The 20,204-nt window shown below is 48.6% G+C and carries 18 protein-coding genes and 1 pseudogene; 12 read left to right on the plus strand and 7 right to left on the minus strand.

Going from position 1 to position 20,204, the window contains the following annotated elements:
* Positions 1-159: 159 nt before the first annotated feature.
* The 9 genes and pseudogenes from ispH to ELAC_RS11195 all read left to right on the plus strand — a co-directional run bounded on the left by ispH (position 160) and on the right by ELAC_RS11195 (position 11,262).
* Positions 160-1,119 carry a 4-hydroxy-3-methylbut-2-enyl diphosphate reductase gene (ispH, locus tag ELAC_RS11155; RefSeq protein ID WP_239414528.1) on the plus strand — a complete coding sequence of 320 codons (960 nt, stop codon included), beginning with the start codon at positions 160-162 and terminating at the stop codon, positions 1,117-1,119.
* A 79-nt stretch (positions 1,120-1,198) separates the two neighbouring features.
* The gene (locus tag ELAC_RS11160) at positions 1,199-2,134 is read left to right on the plus strand and encodes a hypothetical protein (RefSeq protein ID WP_098039373.1); all 936 of its coding nucleotides are present in this window, start codon (positions 1,199-1,201) and stop codon (positions 2,132-2,134) included.
* Positions 2,135-2,281: 147 nt separating this feature from the next.
* Positions 2,282-2,620, plus strand: a complete 339-nt coding sequence (locus ELAC_RS11165) for a DciA family protein (protein ID WP_239414530.1) — start codon at positions 2,282-2,284, stop codon at positions 2,618-2,620.
* 62 nt (positions 2,621-2,682) lie between these two features.
* Positions 2,683-5,172 carry a DNA topoisomerase (ATP-hydrolyzing) subunit B gene (gyrB, locus tag ELAC_RS11170; protein ID WP_098039436.1) on the plus strand — a complete coding sequence of 830 codons (2,490 nt, stop codon included), beginning with the start codon at positions 2,683-2,685 and terminating at the stop codon, positions 5,170-5,172.
* Between the two features lie 24 nt (positions 5,173-5,196).
* Complete coding sequence (gene gyrA, locus ELAC_RS11175) at positions 5,197-7,683, plus strand: DNA topoisomerase (ATP-hydrolyzing) subunit A (protein ID WP_098039375.1); 2,487 nt, start codon at positions 5,197-5,199, stop codon at positions 7,681-7,683.
* Between the two features lie 10 nt (positions 7,684-7,693).
* Positions 7,694-8,344 carry a dTMP kinase gene (gene tmk / locus ELAC_RS11180; RefSeq protein WP_239414534.1) on the plus strand — a complete coding sequence of 217 codons (651 nt, stop codon included), beginning with the start codon at positions 7,694-7,696 and terminating at the stop codon, positions 8,342-8,344.
* A 17-nt stretch (positions 8,345-8,361) separates the two neighbouring features.
* Positions 8,362-9,471: a DNA polymerase III subunit gene (locus ELAC_RS11185; protein WP_098039377.1), complete on the plus strand. Its 1,110-nt coding sequence runs from the start codon at positions 8,362-8,364 to the stop codon at positions 9,469-9,471.
* A 12-nt stretch (positions 9,472-9,483) separates the two neighbouring features.
* Positions 9,484-10,459, plus strand: a pseudogene (trxB, locus tag ELAC_RS11190) (thioredoxin-disulfide reductase).
* Positions 10,456-11,262: a hypothetical protein gene (locus tag ELAC_RS11195; RefSeq protein WP_098039378.1), complete on the plus strand. Its 807-nt coding sequence runs from the start codon at positions 10,456-10,458 to the stop codon at positions 11,260-11,262. The pseudogene trxB and the gene ELAC_RS11195 overlap by 4 nt, the downstream one beginning before the upstream one ends.
* A gap of 201 nt (positions 11,263-11,463) precedes the next feature.
* On the opposite strand, the gene acpS is transcribed toward ELAC_RS11195, so the two are convergent.
* On the minus strand, positions 11,464-11,850 hold the full coding sequence (gene acpS / locus ELAC_RS11200) for a holo-ACP synthase (protein WP_098039437.1): 387 nt from the start codon (positions 11,848-11,850) through the stop codon (positions 11,464-11,466).
* Positions 11,851-11,854: 4 nt separating this feature from the next.
* A complete protein-coding gene (locus ELAC_RS11205) occupies positions 11,855-12,961 on the minus strand; it encodes a PIN/TRAM domain-containing protein (RefSeq protein WP_098039379.1) in 1,107 nt (368 codons plus the stop codon).
* Between the two features lie 947 nt (positions 12,962-13,908).
* On the opposite strand from ELAC_RS11205, the gene ELAC_RS11215 reads away from it, so the two are divergent.
* Positions 13,909-14,499, plus strand: coding sequence for a TetR/AcrR family transcriptional regulator (locus tag ELAC_RS11215; protein ID WP_098039381.1), 591 nt, complete (start codon positions 13,909-13,911; stop codon positions 14,497-14,499).
* Positions 14,500-14,616: 117 nt separating this feature from the next.
* Here the strand turns inward: ELAC_RS11215 and ELAC_RS11220 are convergent, their stop codons facing one another.
* A complete protein-coding gene (locus ELAC_RS11220; RefSeq protein ID WP_204250558.1) occupies positions 14,617-15,012 on the minus strand; it encodes a Rid family detoxifying hydrolase in 396 nt (131 codons plus the stop codon).
* 337 nt (positions 15,013-15,349) lie between these two features.
* Here ELAC_RS11220 and ELAC_RS11225 point away from each other — a divergent pair, with 337 nt between their 5' ends.
* A complete protein-coding gene (locus ELAC_RS11225; protein ID WP_143406506.1) occupies positions 15,350-16,360 on the plus strand; it encodes a hypothetical protein in 1,011 nt (336 codons plus the stop codon).
* Here ELAC_RS11225 and ELAC_RS11230 read toward each other — a convergent pair.
* Positions 16,357-16,761, minus strand: a complete 405-nt coding sequence (locus tag ELAC_RS11230) for a hypothetical protein (RefSeq protein WP_098039383.1) — start codon at positions 16,759-16,761, stop codon at positions 16,357-16,359. The genes ELAC_RS11225 and ELAC_RS11230 overlap by 4 nt on opposite strands.
* A 74-nt stretch (positions 16,762-16,835) precedes the next feature.
* On the opposite strand from ELAC_RS11230, the gene ELAC_RS11235 reads away from it, so the two are divergent.
* Complete coding sequence (locus ELAC_RS11235) at positions 16,836-17,744, plus strand: DMT family transporter (RefSeq protein WP_098039384.1); 909 nt, start codon at positions 16,836-16,838, stop codon at positions 17,742-17,744.
* On the opposite strand, the gene ELAC_RS11240 is transcribed toward ELAC_RS11235, so the two are convergent.
* The 3 genes from ELAC_RS11240 to ELAC_RS11250 form a co-directional block, all read right to left on the minus strand.
* Positions 17,731-18,990, minus strand: coding sequence for an ArsB/NhaD family transporter (locus ELAC_RS11240; RefSeq protein WP_098039385.1), 1,260 nt, complete (start codon positions 18,988-18,990; stop codon positions 17,731-17,733). The genes ELAC_RS11235 and ELAC_RS11240 overlap by 14 nt on opposite strands.
* A gap of 62 nt (positions 18,991-19,052) precedes the next feature.
* Positions 19,053-19,379 (minus strand): hypothetical protein, encoded by a 327-nt coding sequence (locus ELAC_RS11245; RefSeq protein WP_098039386.1) that lies wholly within the window; start codon positions 19,377-19,379, stop codon positions 19,053-19,055.
* Between the two features lie 7 nt (positions 19,380-19,386).
* Positions 19,387-19,962 (minus strand): chalcone isomerase family protein, encoded by a 576-nt coding sequence (locus ELAC_RS11250; RefSeq protein WP_158227877.1) that lies wholly within the window; start codon positions 19,960-19,962, stop codon positions 19,387-19,389.
* Positions 19,963-20,204: the final 242 nt, after the last annotated feature.

The raw sequence follows: 20,204 nt of genomic DNA on the forward strand, positions 1-20,204 counted from the left end.
GGGGCTCTGGGGGTAGAAGCGTATTTTTTTACTGGCCTTTAGGTTCCAGGTGCAGCGCTTTTGGTTCTTTCTGCTCCATGTTTTTTGTTTCCAAAAAGAAAGGGGTAGGGGTATGCTTTGCCCGTTTACGAAATGAATCAGGCTCGTTAGGTGACGACAATGCATGCAACAAAACAGATAAAGCTCCTGCTTTCAAAACCGCGCGGTTTTTGCGCCGGAGTGGAAAGGGCGATCGAAACCGTTGAAAAAGCGCTTAAGCTTTGGGGTCCGCCCATCTATGTCAAACACGAAATTGTGCACAATCGCTACGTGGTGGATGACCTGAAGGAGAAAGGCGCTGTTTTTATCGAGGATTTAGAGGAAGTGCCAGAAGGTGCTCGCCTAATCTACTCGGCCCATGGAGTATCCCCTATGGTAAGAGAGCATGCGAAAAGACGAAATTTAATCGAAATTGACGCCACCTGCGGTCTCGTGACCCGAGTTCATTCTGCGGTAAAACGGTTTGCGGCGCTCGGTTATCAGATTCTTCTGATTGGACACCGCAATCATGTTGAAGTAATTGGAACGGCTGGGGAAGCGCCTGATGTCACGACGATCATCGAGTCGAAGGAAGATGTTGACAACTTGGCATTCGCTCCCGGCGAAAAACTCTTTTACATCACGCAGACAACGCTCAGTCTGGATGATGTGAAAGACATTACGGAAGCATTGATTGATAAGTATCCGACTGTGGAAACTCTACCCTCCTCTTCCATCTGCTATGCTACTACCAACCGCCAGATGGCTCTCCGTGAAATTACCGACCAGACCGATCTTATCTTGGTAGTTGGGGATCCGCAGAGCTCAAACTCCAACCGTTTGCGTGAAGTGGCAAGAAACAGAGGGGTCAAGGCTTTCCTGATCAATAATGAGAAAGAGATCGACCCGGAGTGGATGGAAGGTGTGAAAGTCATCGGGTTGACAGCGGGGGCCTCCACGCCGGAACCCATTGTGCAGCGTTGTATCGAGCGGCTGATTGAGCTCGGCGTCGGTGAAGTGGAAGATGTCGTCTACACGCAAGAAGATGTAGTGTTCCAACTCCCAAAACCTGTATACAATGCCCTTTTTGCCAGAGTTTAGGGCAAGGGGGGTTTTGCAGCCCTTTCAAGTGGGCAAGTCATCGCATTTTGAATCGGGGACGGTATTTTGAGGAGTCATTGTGGGTTTTGGCAAAGCGCTTTTGCTACTGACACTCTTCTTTTTTAAGGTCTTCAATCCGCTTGTTGCCCATGACGTGTTATGGGTACAAAATCCCTATTGCGATTTAGGGGGTGGTCTAAGAGAGGACTCTCTGTCATGGAGTATTGCCGGTCCGGACGGGACTCCCAATGTCGCGTCGTTACTGAGTTGGAAAAGCATAAGAAGTGCTGAGGTGTCGCTGGATGGGGGGTGCGCCCTGTTTAACCGCTGGCCGGTACACATCATGGCCTCGTATGGTTGGATTTACTCCGGTAAAATGGTCGATGAAGACTTTTTTGGCGAAGACAAGAGCGATCTGTTTTTGAAAAGTCGGGCGAAAGCTTCCCGAGGGAAGGTTTTTAATCTCTCCTTTGATGCCGGCCGCACTTTTTGCTTAAAAAGGGGCATTCAGTTCACGCCTCTTGCCGGGTATCGCTTAAGCGGGCAGAACCTCAAACAGTTTCATGGTTTCACAGAGGTTAACCTGATTGATCCTGATGATGTGGGGCCGATTGAGGGGTTAAATAGTGGTTATAATGCCAGGTGGTATGGTCCTTTTGTCGGATTTAAGGCGGATATCCCGCTCTTTGGCGGCTTTTTGGGGTTTGGTTTTGACTATCATTATCCCAGATACTCAGCGCGCGGTAAGGCTAATTTGAGAACTGACATCCTCGGCGACTACATCCATCGTTCCCAGGGATTTGGCAAGGAGTTTTTTGCGAGATATCAAGCCGCTTTTCGCGAGTTGTGCTTATTCGAGCTCAAGCTCAAATGGGGTAAATTTTGGACAAAGCGCGGCGATGAGACCGAAACGGTGGAAACTGCAGATCAGGGACGAGTTCCTGTTAAAGTCGATTTAAATCGGGTGGAGTGGAAGTCGAAATCGGTCTCTGCTCACCTGATTAAGAAGTTTTAGTTCATTTTTAGGCCAAATCCGGTCCCTTTTTTCATAGCGATTTTTATGTGAATAAATATCTTGAATTACTGTGAGAAAATCACTTGCTGATCAGTAGAGAAAAAGATATAATGGCTTCTTCTTTTATTCCATAAGCAGAGGTCTCCTTTGATAAAGCGCGTAAGCCGCAAGCCGAAGGGTTATGATGGGACGAAGACGACAACCAGGCAAATGGATGACGTTTTGCATCATGTGCTGTCGCAAGTTGAGAAAGTCTTTGCCGACAGGCCTGACCTCGTGCTGAGCTCGTGGCCTGATATCATTGGGAATAAGTTCGCCTCTATGACGAGGGCGGAGTCTTTTGCAGAAGGTGTTTTAACTGTCAGGGTGGCCAATTCCACCCTTCTAAGCCTTTTGAACCAGTATGAAAAGCCGAAACTCTTAGAGAAGCTCAAGGAGCGATTTCCTGCTGTAGAGTTCCGGCAGTTGGTATTCAAAATTGGCTGACCTATTTATCCGGGGGAGCGATGCAGGAAAGTGTTTTAGATCAAGAGGCAGAGAAGTTGAAGATGAAAGAGGAAAATGCAGTGGCTGCGAAAGAATATGATGCAAGCTCAATTACCGTTCTTGAGGGCCTGCAGGCTGTGCGAGAGCGTCCTGGAATGTATGTGGGAGACACATCTGTGGCAGGTCTTCACCAGCTCGTTTATGAGGTGGTGGACAACTGCATCGACGAGGCAATGGCAGGCTACTGTACCGCTATTTATGTGAATTTGAATAAAGACGGTTCCGCCTCGATCGAAGACAACGGACGGGGCATCCCTATCCAAAAGCATGAGAAAGAATCGATCAGGCAGGGCAGAGATGTATCGGCTCTTGAAGTTGTCATGACCATTCTTCATGCCGGTGGAAAATTCGATAAGAATACCTACAAGGTTTCCGGGGGGCTTCACGGCGTCGGCGTCTCTTGCGTCAACGCGCTGTCTAAGAAATTTGTCGCTGAAGTGTTTAAAAATGGCAACGTCTATGAGATGGAGTTTTCCAAAGGCAAACCGCAAACTCCTTTGAAGGTGACAGGTACCACAGACAAGCGTGGGACAAAAATCACATTCTGGCCCGATGAAACGATCATGACGGCGACGAATTTCGACTACGACATTTTAGCCAAGCGTTTAAGGGAGCTTGCCTTCTTGAACCGCGGTATCAACATCTACTTCCACGACGAGCGCTCTGAGGAAAAGGATGATGTCAACTTCTGCTATGCCGGCGGCATCAACTCCTTTGTGTCTTACCTGAACGAGAACAAGCAGCCTCTTTTCCCTACTCCAATCTATATTAAAGGGGTGCGCGAAGGTGGCGACGGGCCGGTTGAGGTCGAAATCTCGATGCAGTGGAACGACACGTTCAACGAGGTTGTTTTTTCCTATGTGAACAACATTTCAACCAGGCATGGTGGAACCCATTTCTCGGGCTTTTCCGCCGCGCTGACCCGTGTTCTAAACAGCTATATCAAAGCCCACAACATATTAAAGAATGATAAGATCGGGATTACGGGCGATGATATGCGGGAGGGGCTTACTGCTGTTATTTCCGTCAAAGTGCCAAATCCCCAGTTCGAAGGACAAACTAAGCAGCGTCTTGGAAACAGCGATGTGGGATCGATAGTTCAGCAGGTTGTAGGGGAAGAGCTGACAACGATACTGGATGAAAACCCCTCGATCGCCAAAGCAATTTCAGAGAAAGCCATTCTCGCAGCGCATGCGAGAGAAGCGGCCAGAAAAGCACGCGACTTGACTCTTCGTAAATCTGCGTTGGATTCAGCGAGGCTTCCCGGAAAGTTGACAGACTGCCAGGAGAAGGATCCCGCCTTTTGCGAAATCTACATCGTTGAAGGGGATTCAGCCGGCGGCTCCGCCAAGATGGGCCGGGATAGAAGGTTCCAGGCTATATTGCCTATCCGTGGTAAGATCTTGAACGTCGAGAAGGCAAGGCTTGACAAGGTTTTGGCTAACCAGGAAGTGGGCACCATGATCGCCGCCCTGGGCTGCGGTATCGGTACGGATGGTTTTAACTTAGAAAAGCTAAGGTACCATAAGATCATCATCATGACCGACGCCGACGTCGACGGATCCCACATCAGAACACTTCTTCTGACCTTCTTCTACCGCAATATGCCCGCGCTGATCGAAAATCAGTTTGTCTATATTGCCCAGCCACCCCTCTATAAGGTAACCAGGAAGAAAAAGAGTCAGTACATCCATTCCGAAAAAGAGATGGACGATTACCTGACCGATTTAGGCCTTAGCGATATCAGCTTTAAACTGGAAGGAAAAGAGGATGTGCTTGATGAGGCGGAAAGAAAGACTTTGGTTCAAATGATTCTGGAAGCCGAAAGCTTCGCTATCCGCCTGGAGAGAAAAGGGATCTCGTTCCGCGAGTTTATTTCGGCAAAAAATGCCGAAGGCAGGCTTCCTCAGTTTCAGATTGACTTGGCGGATGGAGTGCGTTTTGTATACAGCACAAGCGAGTTTGAAGCCCTTAAGAAGGCCGATGAAGTGCGTCAGCGCAGTATACACGAAGAGACGATTCGTGAAATTCCGGTGGAAGAGCTGACGGAAGAGATGAAGATCTTTAAGCCAAAGCGCCTACATTTCATCGAGCTTTATGAAGAGAACTCCCTAAGAGATTTGCAAGAAAAGCTCTCCCGCTATGGGCTCATGCTGGAAGATTATTCGGTGGCAAGAAAGAACCTGATCACGGTGAAAGAAGATGAAGGGCGCGAGCATCCCTTCGCCACCTTGAAAGAGATTGGCGATTTCATCCGCGCAAACGGGCGCAAGGGAATCGAAATTCAGCGATACAAAGGTCTTGGTGAGATGAACGCTGACCAGCTCTGGGAAACCACGATGGACCCGGCCAAGAGAACGTTGGTCAAAATCACTCTCGAAGATGTCGTGGCGGCCGATCAGATGTTCACGATGCTTATGGGAGAAGAGGTGGCGCCCCGCCGTGTCTTTATTGAAAAGCACGCCCTGTCCGTTGAAAATTTAGATATATAAAGCCAGAAATTCCGGAGTTGATCGATGTCCTACACCGAGCATGAACATATCGTAACGAGAAACGTCGAAGACGAAGTCAAGGGTAGTTACCTGCGCTACTCGATGTCTGTCATCATCTCGAGAGCCCTTCCCGATGCACGGGACGGATTGAAACCATCGCAAAGACGTATCTTGTTCGCGATGCGCCAGCTCAACTTAAGCCCAAATGCAAAGTTCCGTAAGTGCGCTAAAATCTCAGGCGACACATCCGGTGACTACCACCCGCACGGCGAACAGGTGATCTATCCGACGCTTGTCCGTATGGCTCAGGACTGGGTGATGCGGTATACGTTGATTCAGGGTCAAGGAAACTTCGGTTCCGTCGACGGTGACCCTCCCGCTGCGATGCGTTATACGGAGGCGAAGCTGACGCACGCTGCAGTCCAGTTGATGGACGATCTCGACAAAGAGACCGTCTCGATGGTTCCGAACTACGACGAAACGAAGGTGGAGCCCTCCGTGTTTCCAGCGAAGTTTCCGAACTTGGTTTGCAACGGATCCTCCGGTATTGCAGTCGGTATGGCCACTAACATCCCACCGCACAACCTTAAGGAAGTGTGCAAAGCTGTGCAGCTCATCTTGGCCAACCCTCAGGTTACCATTGACGAGATCGCTTCCGTGATGCCCGGACCCGATTTTCCGACAGGGGGTGTCATCTGCGGACAGCGCGGCATTCGCGAAGCATACCATACTGGAAGGGGGAAGATCATCCTCCGCGGTGTTTTGAATGTCGAAAAGGTGGAAGACAGTCATGACAGAGAGAGGATCATCATTGAAGAGATCCCTTATAACGTCAACAAATCTAGGTTGATCGAAGCAATTGCCGATCTAATCAATTCCAAGCAGATTACTGCTATCTCGGATATCCGCGACGAGTCGGACAAAGACGGTCTCAGGATTGCCATTGATTTGAAACGGGGAGAGATCGCCGAAGTTGTCATCAACCAGCTCTATAAGTTTAGTGATCTGGAAATCACCTTTGGCTGCAACATGCTGGCCCTCGATAAGGGTCTTCCCAAAACTATGAACATCAAACAGATGCTCACCGCATGGGTGGAGCACCGTATTGATGTTATCAAGAAGCGAACCAACTTTGAGTTGCATAAAGCCGAAGCGCGCGCTCACATCCTTGAAGGTTACCTGAAAGCGATTGACCATCTCGACGAAGTTGTTAAGGTCATCCGCGCAAGTTCTTCTCGTGACGAGGCGAAGACCGCACTGATGAGTCAATGGGAGTTTACCGACAGGCAAGCCAACGCAGTGCTAGACTTAAGGCTTTATCAGCTTACCGGACTCGAACACGACAAGATCAACACCGAGTATCAGGATCTGCTTAAAAAAATCGAACACCTGCGCTCTGTCTTGGCCAGCGATGAGATGGTGAAGGACATCATCCGTGAAGAGATGGACGAGTTGATTAAGCAAAGTCCGGCAGACAGGATGACGAAAATCGTCTCCTATGAGAGTGATGTTGAGATGGAGGATCTGATCGCCGATACAGAGGTTTTGATCACCATTTCGGAAGATGATTACATTAAGAGAATGCCGATAGATACCTTCCGCGAGCAAAAGCGGGGAGGTCAGGGAGTCGCAGGCGTCAAGCTTAAAAAAGAAGACGATGCGATCAAGAGCCTCTACACGGCTTCGATGCACGACTATTTGCTGATCTTTACGACTCACGGAAGATGCCTCTGGCTGAAAGTGTGGCAGATCCCGGAAGGCAGCAGGACAGCGAAAGGTAAACCGCTAATCAATCTGCTTGCAGACTTGCAGGAGAACGAACGCATCGCGACGATCTTAAAGACTCGCAACTTTAAAGAAGAGGCGGATATCATCATGGCAACGGAGAAAGGAGTTGTCAAGCGCAGCGAACTTTCCCATTTCAGCAATCCCAGAAAGCGAGGTATTATCGCGCTCGCTATCGATGAAGGCGATGCCCTGGTAGCGGCCCGTCTGATTGGCAAGTCGGAAAAGGCGATGCTGTTCACCTATCACGGGATGGCCGTTCGCTTTGACGAAAGCAAGGTGCGTCCGATGGGGCGGCAGGCACGCGGGGTCAAAGGTGCGACTTTGAAAGATGAGTCTGACCGTGTGATTGCTCTTGAAGTGGTCAAAGGATCTGAGTCGATCTTGGTGGTTTGTGAAAACGGATTTGGCAAGCGTTCCCAGGTAGAAGACTTTAGGGAGACAAACAGAGGCAGCTCCGGTGTGCGCTCCATTATCACGAGTGAAAGAAATGGTAACGTGATTGCTGCCCTCCGCGTCGATGACAATGACAGCATCGTTCTGATGAGTGCCTCCGGCCAGACGGTGCGTATCAGCATGAAAGATGTGCGCGTCATGGGCCGCAATACGCAAGGGGTCAAGCTCGCCAACGTTAAAGAGGGAGATTCCCTGGTGAGCGTGCAGAAGCTTCAGCATGCCGACGAAGAGGTCATCGAGGCTTCGGAGCCAGCTACTACCCCGCAGTAGCGTCATGGGCATGAAGAAAGGTTATTTTATTACCCTGGAAGGCGGAGAGGGAAGCGGAAAGACTACGTTGGTCCAGGGACTTAAAAAATGGCTGGAATCCCAAGGATTCGAGGTCGTATCCACAAGGGAGCCGGGTGGTACGGCGCTTGGTGAGAAAATACGCGAGATACTGCTATCTTCTCACAAGATGCGCATCGGTTCGCTAGCGGAGCTTTTTCTTTTCTTAGCTTCAAGAGCGCAGCATCTCGAAGAGATTGTTGCGCCTTCGATCAAGAGAGGCGCTGTCGTTCTTTGCGATCGATTCAATGACTCCACAGTTGCCTATCAGGGGGCCGCGAGAGGCCTTGGCGTCGATCAGGTCAGGAGCCTTTGCAGCGCAGCCTGCCGGGAGAATGTTCCTGATTGCACCCTGCTTCTCGACATTGACCCACGAGTTGGACTTGAGCGATCGAAGGCAACGGGCAAGCTCGAAGCATCTCCGGGGGCGCATGACAGAATCGAGAGCGAAGCGTTGAATTTTCATGTGACCGTCAGAGAGGCCCTTCTTGAGGAAGCAAAGAGAGACCCCATGCGCATCAAGGTCTTGGATGCATCCCTGTCCAAAGACAAGCTTCTGAACGATGCCTGTCATCAGCTTCAGAAGATTTTTTCGGGCGCTTAAAACAGTCAAGCAGCGACATGGACGATTTATTTTCCCATTTAATAGGCAATCAGCGGATCAAGAGCAACTTAACGAACGCTCTGCATAAGGGAGCCTTTGGCCAATCCCTCTGTTTTCAGGGAAAAGAGGGTATCGGTAAAAGCCTTTTTGCAAGGGCTTTCGCCAAAGGTATCTTCTCGTCCGATATTCCGGGATTTTTAGCCAGGCATCCGACTGTTGCCTATACGCATCCGGATCTTGTAGAGCTCAAGCCTGCCGGAAAGATTGGTCAGCACCCGATAGAGTCGGTGAGACGCTTCTGTGAAGAGGTATACATTGCCCCTTATGAGGCACAACACAAAGTGTTTATCATCCACGATGCGGAGAGAATGCTTCCAACCAGCGCCAACGCTCTCTTAAAAACACTGGAAGAGCCCCCGGCGGGGGTCATCATTATTTTGCTCACCGAGTCGCTGCAATCTCTGCTGCCGACGATCAGGTCGAGGCTTCAGACTCTCTATTTTGAGTCGGTTGACAAAGAGGAGATTTCCGTTTTTTTGCAACAAAGCCATGGCTTGAGCAGAGAGGAGGCGGATAAAATCTCGTTGGAGTCTTTCGGTTCGGTTGGACGTGCGCTGAATCTCCATCGCGGTGAAAGAGACCTCTCCGAAGACTTGATCCGCTTCCTGATGAAGGGCAGAAAGAGCTATGTCGAGCTTAAACAGTTCATCAATGAACTCGACGGAAGGCACGCTCTTAAAAGAAAGGAAGCCGAAGAAGCCCTTTTAAAGGCACTCTGCGAGACCTATCGGGAGGGCGACCTTTCTGCCAAACAGCGGCAGGAGATGGAAAAACAGGCGGAGGGCATGAGCGCAGTGGAGTCGTTGCGCGAGTCAAAAAGCATTCTCTTATCACTCCTCTTTTTTTTCAGGGATCTTCACGTGATCTACCATGGCGGGCAGGAGTCTTTTCTTGCATTCCGCGAAAATGCCTGTAAGCTCTTTGACCTCGCGACAGCAAAAGAGCCGATTCCCATCGAAAAGGTGGAGGCAGCGGTGGCCGAATCGATAATAGCGCTGGAAAGATCCACACCGCTTGCAGCGTGCCTCGAAAATTTATTTCTTAAACTCAAATTAGTACGGTTCTAAAAGGAAGTAAGCATGAAAGAAGAAAACGTAGTCATTATCGGGTCTGGCCCGGCAGGGTATACAGCAGCCATTTACGCAGCCCGCGCCAATCTGAAGCCGGTCATGTTCACTGGTTTTTTCTCAGGACCAGCCGGAGGGCAGCTGATGACGACAACGGAAGTTGAAAACTATCCAGGTTTTCCGGAAGGTGTGATGGGTCCCGAGCTTGTTGACTCGTTTCGCAAGCAGGCCCTGCGTTTCGGTACAGAGATGATTGCCGATGATTGCGTCGAGATCGACCTTACCACCCACCCCTACACCGTTATCGGGAAAAAAGAGAAGCGCAAAGCCAAAGCGATCATAGTCGCCACGGGAGCTTACGCAAAAAGACTGGATATCCCGGGAACGAGAGACGGAGAGCTTTGGCAGAAAGGGGTCACCGCCTGCGCAGTTTGCGATGGGGCCATGCCCATCTTCCGCAACAGGGAACTCTACGTGATTGGCGGAGGGGATTCCGCTGTCGAGGAAGCGACGTTTCTCACCAAATTCGGCAGCAAAGTTTATATCGTCCACAGACGTGATGAGCTCCGCGCTTCAAAAATTATGAGAGAGCGGGCTCTTTCTAATCCTAAAATCGAAATACTTTGGGACAGCGTGATTGAAAAAGTGGAAGGCAATGGTAAAGTTGAGACCGTCTTGATCAAAAACGTCAAGAGCGGCAAAGAGGAGTTAAGAGAGGCTGGCGGCGTTTTCTTTGCTGTTGGTCATAAGCCAAATACAGACTTTTTAGCCGGCAAAGTTGAGCTTTACGAGAACGGATATATCAAAACACAACCGGGTACGACAAGAACTTCGGCTGAATTTGTATTTGCTTGCGGGGATGCAATGGATTATATCTATCGTCAGGCAATCACTGCCGCCGGCACAGGCTGGGGGGGGGGGCGGCACAGGCTGTATGGCTGCGCTGGATGCTGAACGAGAACTAGCAGCCAAGGGACTTGCACATTGATCAGAAGGCTCTGTTTATTATCTCTTGCCTGGGCGCCCTATGCGGGCGCCACGGATTTTTCTCCCTGGATTGGCAATAGCTTAGAGCTTCAGGGGGAGGTGGGTTATCTTTATCAACGGTTTAGAGAAGTCGACAGCGGTGACGGCGATTTCGAGAAGAAATCAAACGGAAACCTGCTGTTTGCCGGATTAAAAGTTGCCTATCAGGATATATCAGGCGAGATAGAGCTGTTCCTGGCTAAAACGAGTGAAATGTCCTTCGGCTTCAGTCATGCCCGGGAGACTTTTCGTTATCAACCTTATGACGAGTTGAATTGCGATCCTGTCTCTCTGGTGTTTGGCCTGTCGCTGGCAGAATCACTATCCCATTCATTGAAAGACTTCACATTTATTCATCACGGCCATTTTGAGGCCTACGCTTTTGGTTCGATCGGCAAGGAGCTGACCACCTCGTTCAAGCGCTGGTGCTCAAGAGTCTACGGTACCGTCGGAGTGGGCGTTGCCGACATCGGATCTCCCTGGATCGACAGCTCTTGTTTTTATGAGAAAAGATGGGTTGAAGGGCATCGGGCGGGAGCCGGAGCTTCATTCGGTATGGGTTTCGGGAGAGAAAACCTCTGCCTGCACCATTTTGACGGCTATGGACCGGTGCGCTATCGTGAAGCGAACCTCAAAGCCTATTACGTATACGATATTGATAGGTGCCATGCACTGAAGGTTCTTGCGGATGTTAGAGTTTACGCTGACAACTGTCCGAGGGCGGCTAGCATTTCAATTGCCTACCTTGCCAGTTTTGGTCTCTAACTATACCGAAACAACTTGACGAATTGGAAATTTGGCCAGGAGGGCCTTAAGAATTTTTGTCCGGAGCGAGCGACCATTGCCGAGAGGCAAGGCGCGAGTGAGAACGAAAATTCTTAAGTATACCCAAATTTTGAGACAATTTCGGTATAAACCCGACGAAGCCAAAGACCAATTCTTCAAGTTGTTTCGGTATAAGGCACGTCAGGAGCGGGTTTGGAGTAGGGCGGTGGCTGTTGCAAACTCTTTGCAGTGGCTGATAGAGATGAGAATATGCCCATTCCTAGTGATGGAATCGACTAGGCCTTGTGCCTTTTCAGATAAAATGACAGTGGGTTTTCCGGAAGCTTCATTGAGAATTTCTATATCCAGCCAAGACACCTCCTCGCCGATTCCGGTCCCCAGAGCTTTCGCTATGGCTTCCTTGCCTGCAAACCTTCCGGCGATTCTTGCATAGGGGGGATTGAATCGCATACAGTAATCATATTCTGAGGGGGTTAGTATTCTTCTCAGAAACGGCTCACCCCGTCGCTCGATAGACTCTCTGATTCTTTGGATTTCGATAATGTCAGTCCCAAGAGCAAGAGTCATAAGATCAGAGGGCAAAAAAGTTTTTAGGTTGCGGCTCTTCATCTCCGACTGTATGTGCTTTGTGATAGCTTCCTTCTGCAAGGAAATTGTCGTCGAGGGTGTTGCAGAAGATCATCCTGCCAGACGAGGTGTGCTTGACTGAGAGCACCTGCACTTTAATGATCTCACCGATAAATTCAGCTCCCCCGTTAACGACAACCATCGTCCCGTCGTCAAGGTAACCGACGCCTTGTCGAGGCTCTTTTCCATAGCGTTGAATCTTGATGTTGAGAAACTCGCCGGACTGAGAGAGGGGCTTCAGAGCGTTGCAGAGTGTCTGGAATTTGATGATCCTTAAGTCTTCGATCTGTGACTGCTGGATCTGACTCATATCCTGGGTTAATATGTTGGCATCGAGCACACGGGCCAGCTTGATGAGTCGTTCGTGGTGGTCTTTGATATCAGGAAAATCGGTGCTGTTAAATCTGATGCCTAGTGTAGGGATGTTCTCAAGTTTCTTGATGACTTCCAGCGCCTTTTTGGCTTTTGCTTTCTGCTGTTCATCTCCCTTTTCACTTAAGTCATAAAGTTCGGTGATCAGAAAGCGCGGAATGATCAGGTGGTGGTCTAAAAGGCCGGATGCCGCCAGGTCAATCAGTCTGGCATCACCGAGGAGAGAACCGTCCAGGATGATATCTTTTTTCTGCAAGCTGGCAGGGCTGAATTTAACAAACGGAATGCTGACATAGAACTCTTCTGCAGCTCTAGATGTCATCATCATCGCGATATAGACTGCGGTTAAAAGGACAGATGCTTTTAGCGTGAGCAGGCTGTGGGGCGAGATAGTTGCCGGCAGTATGCTGAAAAGAGTGCCCAGGATCATGAAAATGGCCTCTGAGAGCATGAAGCCGAGGAAAAGGCCGATGATCGCAAGGTTGAGCGTGCGCAAGTTGAACTTTCGGAAGAAAACATCGGCGCCAATCAGCACGATTCCAAAAGCGGTTCCACAAAGAGTTCCCAGGAACATTGAGAGAAGTGAATACTCTTCGGAGGCCAAGATCCCATATGAAAATCCGATGAAGACTGCCAGGCAGAAAAATATTCCCCTTAAAAAAACAAGCGATATATCCATGGTCTGTTTTCCGTTAGTTTAGCTGCAATATTCAAACACTGCCAATTCATTTTAAGGCGGTTTTGGTCAGTGTGTTTCGCTCCCATCAGGCTGTAGAGAATGTCCAGAAACTCAAATCGGCACGCTACGCTGCCGAACTAGGGCATGCGCTTCTTAGTATTTTCAGGATACCGCATTGATATGCTGAAAATTTTTTGAAGCTGATACTTAATTCAGCGGGCAAATCCTACGATTTCAGCTTGTGGGCAGTCTCCTATCATAAGCTTAAACGGATTTTTGAAAAAGCTTCGATGGAGAGCGCGTTAAAATTGCATAATTCCAATTTAAAATATCTGCACCTGCGCTTAAAACTTCAAGAATCGTTGTTCGGTAAATCTGCTGAACGATCTATCTTTTTAACACACACTTTTTAAAAGAAAAACAGGCGACTTCTCAAAAGTTGTTTTTCTTTTAGCGTAGCGTGTTGAACGGAGCGGTTCGTAGAACATCAGTTCGCGCAATGCTTTTATACCAAAATTCGTTGAAAAATTTGGTATATAACTGTGTTTTATAACTTTTTATCTATTTTTTTGTCTATGATAAATTAAAATTTTATGAAAACGTGGTTTTTCATTTTGCCAGCCGTATCGCTACAAGTCGAGGGGGTGTGTCAGAAATAGGCTGAACCGAAAGTGTCTCAAAATTTGGTGTTTTCGGAGCCTCCTTGGCAAATTTTGAGGTACTTTCGGTATAGATAAAAAAGGGTAAGGGTGATACGCTAGCCAATTAATATTGGTATCCCGAAAGCAAATCGAAATTTGAGATTTCGGTGCATTACTCGCGTTAGAAACAGGACTTGACCGAAAGGCATATTTTGCAGCTGCTTTTGTGTGTTTGAGCCTGTCTGTCGACTTTAATTTATTGTCGACAGAATATTTTTCAAATTTTCAGGTTAATGAAGGGTAGACATGCCTCGAAAGAAAGGACAGACACAGACGCTGGGTAAAATCTTGGCTGCCGCGCAAGAGCTCTTTGTGGCGAAGGGGTTTGACGGTGTATCGATTAGCGAAATTGCACGTAAGGCGGACATCAATCAGAGCTTGATCTACCACTACTTCGAAAGCAAGGAAAATCTCTGGAAGGAAGTTAAGAAACGCATCGGTGAGAAGGGAAAAGAGGCGAAGGAACAGGCTCCTTCAGAAGGTCCCAAGGACCTGAAGGAATTTTTAGAAAATTCGATGCGCAAGCGATTTCGCCACATGCGCGAAAGCCCTGAGTTCATCCGGATGATTTTGTGGCAGCTGCTTGAACCGAAAGAGGCTTTGGCCGGTGAAGAGCGATACACCTCGACCAATTGGACAAGCATGATCGAAAAGCTGCAGCAAGAGGGCAGTATCCGAAAGGATCTGGAGCCGAGGCAAATCACTTTGGCTATACGCGGCTTGACAATCGGCGCTCTAATTCACGATCCGGAGCACTATCTCCGCACTAAGAAGCACGCGGATGAGTATCTCGAACTGATCGTCGATATGATGGAGAAATTACTCTCTCCTCGATAAATTACCGGAGGCGACCCATTCAATCAGCCTCCGCCTTTTCTGAGTGTACAGAAAGTGTCTCAAAACTCCCAAATTTAGCAATGCTTTCGATATCAGCGTGAACTGAAATCGTGCCTATTAGGCTTTAACGGCGATACAGGAGATCTCGATCGGGGAATCCAAGGGAAGTCTTGCTGCCTGTACTGTTTGACGAGCAGGAGGCGAGGGTTCTCCGAACACTTCTGAGTACGTTCCGTTAACTTTCGAAAAATCACGCAGGTCCAGTAGAAAAATTTCCACTTTGACGACATGCTCAAAGCTCATTGCAGCGGCTTCCAGGATGGCTTGGATGTTCTTGAGTACTTGCTGGGTTTGTTCTTCTATCGTTCCCTGGATCAGGGTGCCCGTTGCCGGGTCGATTGGCAGCTGACCGGATACGTACAGCATCTCGGCGCCGGGGATTTTTTGCAAAATTGCCTGAGAGTAGGGTCCTAAGGCTTTAGGTGCTTTGGATGTTTCGATTTTTGATTTCATGATCAATTCCTGATTATACCGCAAGTTTCTCAAAGACCTTGGGTCAAATTTCGAGATCCTTTCGCCAGATGATCGGTTGAGAAGTGTGGGTAACGCTGATTTACAGAGCAGTCTCGTTGAAACCGTTGTCCTTTGCAACCCTTTTTTTACGCCCGTAATACCAAGGCTTGCTCATAGCCAAAAAATCAGATTTCGAGATGTTTTTGGTGTAATAGAAGGAGATTAAAACGGATTGATTAATGAAGTGTTATGTTGTATTGTGTTTTCAGTTAATTAATTTTCGTATTTTGATGTTTATCAAAAAAGATTGTCAATCTCGTAATAATGGAGTTTTTTTATGAGTACGCTTCATCACAGTATCCATTGGCCAGCTCAGAGGGGAGCTGCAACCCAGGAGACTGTCCTAGTGAACAGCAGAGGGGAGGGTCTTGCCCGGGTCATTTACCTACCGAAGGACTTTACTAATCAGTTAACACTTCTTTTCAGCTCGATAACGATTGGAAGCGTGAACGAAAAAATGGCTTTGATGGCCAAGCAGACAATTCAAGCTTTGTCTCGGGGTGAAGCTCAACTGAGCAATCCTATGGGTTTCTTTTACTGCAACCCGACAAAAACCATGGGAGAGTCGCTCCAACAGATGAAGGTGGAATTCAGCAGTCAGGGTTTAAAAAAGGTGACTTGGGAGAACAGAAAGCTTTTGGAGGTCCTTGGTATAACCCAGTCTAAACTGCTCGAAATCTGTCCGAAAGTAGAGGAGCTGGTGCGGGAGTTTTTTAGCAAAAATACCGGAGGCGGAAACCTTATGTTTTTTGGCCTAGGGGCGTCTCAGCAGCAGAACAGGTATTTTTTTCATAAAGATCAAAAAGGAGCGGCGTTGTTTGAGTGGGCGCAGCAAATCACATTGGATTCGATGGGGTACATTTATGAGAAGATGGGAATGCAGCGTCTGGGGGCTGTTGAACTATCGGAAGAGGCCCAAAAAGCTCTGGGATTAACTAAAGAGAGTGCTGGCAAAATGAGCTGCTTTCAGTATGCCCTGATGATGATCGACCTGGAAACTGCCAAAGCGTTTAGCTCCGGTAAATACCGACACGATTCAGAGTTGGAGCAGTGTCTTGACGACATGGATTGGCGCCCTGTTTCTGAGCCCGATGCAGGAGATTTAGCAGTTTACTACAATCATGTGACGAAAAAGGTCATGCATGCAGGTGTTTATAAAGAGAACGGAAGGGTAGAATCCAAGCCGGGTATCGCCAACCCTGCCACCTATGAGCATGGGCTGTACGATGTGCTCGGGCTTTACGGCACTTCAGTGTACTTTATGAGAAAATCGCACGCCAGAATCTAGTTGTTGTAGCGGCGCCTTTCCCACTCTCTGTCTTCGAGACGGCGCCTCTCCCGAGCATCGTCGAGACGTCGGTTCTCGATCATGCGACGGTTGACGTCGTCTTGAAGACGCTGCTGCTGCAGCCTTTGCTGTTGGAGCCGCTGTTCCTGAAGCTTTTTGTCCTGGACCGCGCGTTGAACCCTTTCATCTTGCAGGCGTTTGTCCTCAAGTGCTTCATCCTGAATCCGCCGCTCTTCACGCTCTTGCTCAAGCTTGCTGTTTAGATCACTCTCCTCCATCTGCAGGTCTTGACGGGCCCCGGGCGACTGGATAAGGGGAGTTTCTTCGCTCAGATTGACGGTTTCAAGGCCTGTGAGGGACGCAGCAATCAAGAAGAGAGGGGTAAAAATTTGATGGCGCATGATATCTTCTCCTTATAGTTGTTTTACCGTAGCTCTATATATACCGAAAGTGTCTAAAAATATGGGATAGAACAATGTGGCAGATTTTTCTGATGTACGCCCTGTTTGGGTCGGTTTTTACGGTGGGGAAGGCGGCCCTTGCTTTTTCGCCACCCTATTTTTTGACGGCCTACCGGATGCTCCTCTCAGGAGGGGTGCTTCTTGTGTATCAATGGATTAAAGATCCTTCAAGTATTAAAGAAGCAAGAAAGTGGGGCCCCCTTCTTTTGGGGATCGCGTTTTTTAATGTATTTATTACCAATGCGTTCGAGTTCTGGGGGCTGCAGTACATGAGCGCCGGAAAGACCAGTCTTCTCTATAGCATCTCGCCCTTTGCAGCGGCTCTTTTTGCCTACTTGCTAAGCACCGAGGCGATGAATAGAACAAAAGCTGCCGGTATTGCCTTGGGTCTCTTCTCATTTGCACCCCTCCTTTTGAATCCTTGGCAGCAGCCCGGCAGTGATATGAGAGATGAGCTTGCCGCAGAAGCTGCGCTTGCCGTGTCTGCGCTAACTTCCGTGATTGGCTGGTATCTATTTAAAAGCCTCTCCTCCCAAAGCGCGCTTCCCGGGGCGGCAATTAACGGCATCAGCTTTATTATAGCAGGGGTGATGTCGCTTGCCGTGTCGCTCCTATTTGAAGAGGCTCCGCCCCTCTCCAACCTTGTTGAATCTAAGTTTCTTTTAGCATTTTTCTATATTGTTTTGGTTCACAACCTTTTCTGCTATGCCATCTATGCTAAGAGTTTGAAGAGCTATTCGGTAACATTTTTGACTTTTGCCGGACTCTCCAACCCTCTATTCGCCGCCATCACAGGGGCGTTGATTTTGCAGGAAACTGTCGAGTGGCCCTTTTATATCGCTCTTCTGGGTGGAGCAGGCGGGCTATACCTCATATTCAGAGGGGATGAAATAAGCGCTTCACAAAAGGCTACGCCCAGATAATCCATAAGACGATGGCCGCGGGTATGGTAGCCCACGCCGTATAGATAATTCCTATCTTGACATAGCTTAGGAAGGAGATGTGGTGACCTTCTTTCTTAAGCAGGCTCACGCATGCAATGTTGGCAGATGCACCGATCGGTGTGATGTTGCCTCCAAGACACGCTCCGACAAGAAGCGCGAAAGCCAGAAGATGCACCGGATAGCCGGAAGCGGCGGCAATCTTTTCCACGACGGGTATCATTGCCAGAATATAGGGTACATTGTCGACAAAAGCGGAAATGATCACCGAAAAGATAATGATGAACAGATAGAGTAAAATTAAGTTTTCCGGAACTTCCCGAATCACGAATGCAGCAAGGCTATCCATCCATCCGTTGAGCCGGATGGCTCCCACCAAGATGAACAGCGCCAAAAGAAAGAGGGAGGTGTCCCAATCCAGTGTGCGAATGATGGTGAGGGAAGAACCCCATTTGGGTCCGTAGTGATTCCAAACAAGGCCAATGACTCCAAGTGTCATGGCCGCTGTGCCCGCAAGATAAATGGAGTCGGGATCAAGCTGTGAGCTGAAGACTAGCAGGCTGATCAATATCAATAAAAGCGCGCTGGGAACCAAAGAGCGCACGTTCTCTACCTTAACCAACTCGATAGACTGTAGCGATTTTCTAAAAAGCCAAAAGGCATAAATGAGGGTCGAGACGAATCCCGCCTGGATGATAAAAAAGATGCTCGGTTTTTCTTCAAAGAAGAAAAAGTCATTGAAGCTCATCTTGAGATAGGAGCCCAGAATCATGCTGGGAGGGTCTCCGATCAGTGTGGATGCCCCTTGCAAGTTGGAGAACATCGCGATCAAAATCAGGGGCTTTATAGGCGAGATTTTGAGCTTTTCTGTCAGGGAGAGGGCTACAGGCGCCACTAACAGGACGACGGCGACATTTTCCACAAACATGGAGATAACGCTGGAGAGTATGAAAATTTTGATCAGGGCCGACCGGACAGAGCGAGAGTGGTCGACAAGCCACTCGGCAATGACGGCAGGTACTCGCGAGAGCATGAAAAGCTCAGCGAGCACCAGGGTTCCGACAAAGAGTCCCATTACGTTCCAGTGCACCTCAAAGAAGGCGCTTGAGACGCTGAGTTGCCCAGTAAGTATCAGGATTAGCGCCCCTCCCAGGGCTGTCCATGCCTTGTAATGGGGTGCGATTACGAACAGCACATAGCAGAGTAGAAAGGTTGCCAGTGAAATCATCTGTACCTGATGTTTTGCTTTTTATGTGCGAATCTCATTCAGCGAGTTATTCCGAAAGTATTTCAATTGTGCTTTGGCACTGCCGCGTTATCCTCTGGGAACTTGATGGAAAAGGTCCAGGAGAAATTGGACGGTCCAGGCATCGATTGGGGCTGGTAGCGGATACGTGCTTCGAGCGTGTGCTTGGTTGTGATGATTTCATATCCCCATTCACTGCGTCTAATCTCTTTAATGGCCTCGGAGCTGTCTAAGTATCTGCCAATTTCGGGGCTCTCGAGTAAAGATTTGATCTCATCGCGAGATTGCCACAGCGGGGGTAACGCCGCCTCCATCGATCCAGCGAATAAAATGCAGGTGAGGGGCAGAGCCAAGTAGGACATGATTTTCATAGTCACCTCAATACGATTGTTGAATATCGATATAGTCATCGATTAGAAGGCTTTTGTTGACGACGCTCTTGGGGCCAAGCCATACTTTCCATACTGCTTTGGCAAACGGGATGCTGTTGATCTCTCCTTTGAGATCAGATCCGTAGAATACCTGTAGCTGTCCTTTTGCCATCCAGAGGATTTTAATCTGGTCTTTGGCTTTGACATCTTGGTTGAAAAAATTGATGAATGAAGCAATCTCTTTTTCGTGCTCGGCAAGTTCTTTCTTGTCGAGAGCTTTTTCAAAGGAGCTTTTCAGCTCTTTTTTGATCTCATCTTGCTTGAAGTCTTTCATCCATTCGATGAGAAATTCTTTTGCTTCTCCATCGCTGAAAATTTGCACCAGGATCACTCTCTCCTGTGCTTCAATCGCACCTTGCAGATAGTGGGCAATACTGTAGAGTTCGCCTTTGGTTGTCTCACCCGTTTTGTCCATCGTGTAGATTAAGTTGTTAACACGCAGTTGTACATGGCTTGGAAAGTCGAACGTTTCAGCGAAATTGGGTGTGGCGAAAAGCAGCATCAGGCTGAGAATCGGGCGCATGGATATCCTATAAATTGCAGTAAATTTCGCAAGATGAATGATATAGGATTTTTTTGAAAGAGGTTTTTTGGGTGCTTTTCTGCACCTATAGCGAAACAACTTGAAGAATTGGAAATTTGGCCAGGAGGGGCTTAAGATTTTTTGTCCGGAGCGAGCGACCATTGCCGAGAGGCAAGGCGCGAGTGAGAACGAAAATTCTTAAGTAAATCCGACGAAGCCAAAGGCCAATTCTTCAAGTTGTT

It is taken from the genome of Estrella lausannensis (assembly GCF_900000175.1).
In the GTDB taxonomy this organism is placed as follows: domain Bacteria; phylum Chlamydiota; class Chlamydiia; order Chlamydiales; family Criblamydiaceae; genus Estrella; species Estrella lausannensis.